The 4,488-nt window shown below is 68.0% G+C and carries 4 protein-coding genes; all 4 read left to right on the forward strand.

Features of this window, described 5'->3' with window-relative positions:
- The coding region (locus tag DBR22_RS06895; RefSeq protein WP_146187415.1) for an FHA domain-containing protein at nt 1–442 on the forward strand (442 nt) is incomplete at its 5' end.
- Entirely contained in the window at nt 439–1,341 is a 903-nt protein-coding gene (locus tag DBR22_RS06900; RefSeq protein WP_108598395.1) for a PP2C family protein-serine/threonine phosphatase, read from the forward strand. The genes DBR22_RS06895 and DBR22_RS06900, both read left to right, overlap by 4 nt.
- The gene (locus tag DBR22_RS06905) at nt 1,328–3,319 is read left to right on the forward strand and encodes an FHA domain-containing protein (protein ID WP_258229071.1); all 1,992 of its coding nucleotides are present in this window, start codon (nt 1,328–1,330) and stop codon (nt 3,317–3,319) included. Before DBR22_RS06900 ends, DBR22_RS06905 begins: the two co-directional genes overlap by 14 nt.
- Nucleotides 3,316–4,488, forward strand: a 1,173-nt coding sequence (locus DBR22_RS06910) for a serine/threonine-protein kinase (protein WP_258229072.1), incomplete at its 3' end; no start/stop codon positions are given. The genes DBR22_RS06905 and DBR22_RS06910, both read left to right, overlap by 4 nt.

A 4,488-nucleotide genomic window follows, 5' to 3' on the forward strand; every position in this document is an offset into this window, starting at 1 on the left:
ATCCCAGGCCTTCCAGCCCCAGCCGGCAGCCACCCAGCCGGCCCCCTCCCATCCGGACGATGACCATGACCGCACGCAGATGCGTGGCGGTGCGGCTTATTCGGCGCCGGTGGCCGTGCTGCGGATCAAGCTCGACGACGGCCGGGACTTCCAGCTCGACCGCAGTGTCCTGGTGGGCCGGAACCCGGTTGGCCAGGCAGGGGAGCAGCAGTCGCAGGTCCTGGCCGTTGCCGACCCCGGACGCTCGATTTCCAAGACGCACCTCCACCTGCTGACCGATGGTGCGGGCATCTGGGTCACCGACCGTAACTCCACCAACGGCAGCGCCGTCACCACCCCGGATGGCCAGCGGACGCCGCTGCAGCCGGGCGTACCCGCCTTTGTCAGCCCGGGATCCACTGTCCATTTTGGTGACCGCTCCTTCCACCTAGGACAGGCATGAATTCACAACCGGACAGCGTCTCCACTGACGATGACCACGCCTCCGGCCTCAGCCTGAGTTACGGCTACGGGACGGACCGCGGCCTGCGGCGGGAGCTGAATGAAGACTCCTTCATTGCCTCCGATCCCGTGTTCGCTGTGGCTGACGGCATGGGCGGGCACGAGGCAGGGGAGATCGCCAGCGGGATGTGCGTCCGGGCCCTGGCCGCCATGCCGCAGCTCGCCACCGGAGAGCGTTCCGTTACAGCCTCCGTCCTCCAGCAGTACCTGCTTCGCGCCGACAGCTCCATCAGGGAAGTGACCGGTGCCCGCGCCGGGACCACCCTCACCGGCGCCGTCGTCGTCGAACAAATGGGAATGCCCTACTGGCTGGTGATGAACATCGGTGATTCGCGCACCTACCGGCTGAGCCAGGGCAACTTCGCCCAGGTCAGTGTGGATCACTCAGAGGTCCAGGAACTCGTGGATGCCGGCGAAATCACGCCTGAGCAGGCCGCTGTCCATCCCCGCCGCCACGTGGTGACGCGGGCCCTGGGAACCGGCGACGAGACCGAGGCCGATTACTGGCTGTTGCCGGTTGAGGAAGGCGACCGGATCCTCGTCTGCTCGGACGGCCTGAACGCTGAGCTGACGGACGAGCACATTTTCCGCATCCTTAGCACGGTGGGCCACCCGCAGGACGCGGTGGATGCCCTGATCCAGGCAGCGCTGCGCAACGGCGGGCGGGACAACGTGACCGTCATTGTGATTGACGCCAAGAACGTGATGAACGACGCCGGCATCGCCATCACCGCGCCCCGCCGCACCGCGGATGCCGAACAGGAAGTCACGCTGCCCCGGGCACAGATCGTCGACGCCAGCAGGCCGGCAGACCAGGAAGACGAAAATGGGGAGCACTGACATGGCCACCGCCAGCTACACCCCCGGTACCTGGCTTGGTGTGATCCGGTCAGGCACAGCTGTCCTGCTGGGACCCGGGTCCTCGCCGGAGCTCGCCCAGTCGTTGTGGGAGCTGCTGGGGACGACCCCGGAAGTCCATGAAGTGCTGCATGCAGTAACCAGCGGCTTCGGAGTGTCGCTGGCGCAGATCCCGTCGTTCGGGATCGTTGATTTCCACGCGTCCCTCCGCGTTTTCCTCCGCGGTGACCTCGACCTGACCGTCCAGTTGGCGTCAGGTTCCATGGAACTGAACGGGCGGGACGTCACCACCTGGACGGAGCGCCGCCTCGCCGCTCCGAAGGCGTACGTCCTCACTGTCGCCGGCGATGCCCGGCCGGGCACCGTCCTGCCGTTGGGGGAGGGCGTGGTGCTGCTCCAATCGTTGACGGTGGCACTTGCCGGCCCCGCTGCCGAAGCAGCCGCCTCGGATCCGGCCACCGCAGCGGCAGTGCCTGAGCCTGCTGTGGCTGGACCGACCGTAGCTGGGCCGGCCGTGGCTGGGCCGGCTGTGACTGCCGCCGTCGTGGGGGAGACAGAGACTGCCTCGGGGCTCTACGAAACGTACTCAGAGGCGGGCGCTGAACCCGGGGTGGAGCATGAATCTGGGCCGGTGCTTGCATCAGAACCTGGGCCGGCAGCGGGACCGGGCGGCAGCCGCACTGAAGACAGGGACCGGGAGGTCTCGGCCGAGACGGTCATGGGCGTGCTGGACGAGGACCACGATGCCACGGACAGTCCGGACAGTCTGGATAACGCGGGCAAACCGGAAAACCCGGAAGGCCCTGAGCCTTCGCAGCCCGAAGCTCCCGCATCCTTTGCCGGCCAGGTTCCTGCCCACGAACTGACGGGCAGCTATGACCACCTGTGGGAAAAGACCGTCGTCCGCCGCATCGAGGACGCGGCTGTCCGCGACGAGCCGGAGGAAGAAGACCCGGCGTACGCGGCGATGCCGGCAGCAGAGAACCAGCAGGCAGAGAACCAGTCACCGGAAAACCAGCCCGCGGAAAACCAGTCAGCACAGAATGCGCAGGCAGAGCCGCAGGCAAGCGGGTCCGGGTCCGGAGCGGCGGACGAATCCGCGGCAAGTGGCTCAGAGCCGGGCGGCCCGGCGGCCGCCCAGGCCTTCAGCGGTTTTTCCATGGCCCCCATGCCTGATCCGTCGGGTCCACCGCCGGCACCGCGCCCTGAGCCGGCGGCCGCACCAAGCCCCGGCGGACTGATCGATTCGGTACCGTGGCGGACCGGCGGGACCAGTTCCTCCGCTGTCCAGCCGCCGTCGCCGTTCAACCCGCCGCCCGCGCCCGCAGCGCCAACTTCTGCATCAATTCCAACGCCGGCCCCGGGAAATGCAGACATTTCCGGGCAGGCCGCTGGTCCGGCCGACTTTGACCCGGACCATGACGGCGAGACCATCATGAAAAGCGACCTCGCCGGAGTTTCCGCGCGTCCCGCGCCGGTGCGGGAGCCCGGTGCCGCCGTTGGACCCTTGGTACTGGCCCGTGTCTGCGAACGCGGGCACGCCAACCCGCCAACGCACGCGCAGTGCGCGGTCTGCCGCTCGCCGCTGCCTGCCGACGCCGTGCAGGTGGCGCGGCCGCGGCTGGGCAGGATGCGGGTATCCACCGGCGAACTGGTGGACCTGGACCAGTCCCTGGTGATCGGGCGCCAGCCTTCCGTTTCCCGCGTCCAGGGCGGCGGGATGCCGCGGCTCGTCCAGGTGGCGAGCCCGAGCGGCGACATTTCACGGTCGCACGTTGAGGTCAGGCTTGAGGGCTGGCATGTAATGCTCTGCGACCTCAAGGCCACGAACGGGACTGTCCTGGTGCGCGAGGGGCAGCCGCCCCGCCGCCTGGCCCAGAACGAAATGGCCATCCTGCTGGACGGCGACATCGCCGAACTGGGAGACGACATCTCGTTGCGTTTTGAGGAGATTCTTTGAGTTCCAAACGGCCGATCGCGCCGCCGCCCCCTATCCCGGGGTTCACGTACATCAGCCTGCTGGGCTCCGGCGGGTTCTCCGACGTCTATCTCTACGAACAGGACCGGCCGCGCCGGAAGGTGGCAGTGAAGGTCCTGCTGTCGGACCTCAAGACCGAGGGTGCCCGGCGAAGGTTCGAGTCCGAAGCGAACCTGATGGCCCAGCTGTCCTCCCACCCGTACATTGTGACGATCTACGAGGCTGAGGTGACTGACGCCGGCCACTCCTACCTGGCGATGGAATACTGCTCCCGGCCCAGCCTCGATGTCAGGTACCGACGCCAGCGCTTCAGCGTCGACGAGGTCCTGGCCGTAGGGATCCAAGTGGCCTCCGCCGTGGAAACCGCGCACCGCGCCGGCATCGCCCACCGCGACATCAAGCCGGCAAACATCCTGGTGACGGATTACAACAGGCCCGCCCTGACGGACTTCGGTATCTCAGGCACCTTGGGGGACACAGCAGACGAGGACGCCGGGATGTCCATCCCGTGGTCGCCGCCGGAGCAGTTTGCCGACGGCCCGGTGGACGGCATCATGGTGGACGTGTGGGCCCTGGGTGCGACCCTGTACACCCTGCTGGCCGGCAGGTCCCCGTTTGTTATGCCGGGCAGCGATAATTCCCAGCGTGAACTGATTTCACGGATCACGAACTCGCCCCTGCCACGGCTGGGCCGGGCGGACGTCCCGGATTCGCTCGAACGCGCGCTGTCCACCGCGATGGCGAAATCCGCTGCGTCCCGGTACTCCTCGGCGCATGCGTTCGCCCTTGCCCTGCAGCGAATCCAGGCCGAACTGAACCTGTCGGTCACGCCTTTTGAGGTCCTTGAAGAACCCCATCAGGATGACAGCCACCCGGACGACGGCTTCGAGGAAACCCGCGTCCGGAGCATCGCGGCCATCGATCCGGAGCGCACCGGCAGTGCGCCCACTTTCCCGGCACGCACCCGGCCGCAGGGCCCCGGTAACGGCGCGCCGCCGTCGGGCTTTCCGCCGTCGGGTCTTCCGCCGGCCCCGGTGCAGCCGGCGGGGGCTCAGCCGCAAGTGCCGGGCAACCTTTTCGCCGGTCAGCAGTCCGGGCACCAACCCATCGCGAACCCGGCGGGTGAGTGGGCCCATGCCACCATGCTGCGG

Origin of the sequence: Arthrobacter sp. HMWF013, assembly GCF_003061105.1 — a bacterium.
Classification (GTDB): Bacteria; Actinomycetota; Actinomycetes; order Actinomycetales; family Micrococcaceae; genus Arthrobacter.

Excerpts from the sequence above, each read along its gene's own strand:
- DBR22_RS06900 (WP_108598395.1), top strand. The coding sequence starts at position 439 with ATGAATTCACAACCGGACAGCGTCTCCACTGACGATGACCACGCCTCC.
- DBR22_RS06905 (WP_258229071.1), top strand. The coding sequence starts at position 1,328 with ATGGGGAGCACTGACATGGCCACCGCCAGCTACACCCCCGGTACCTGG.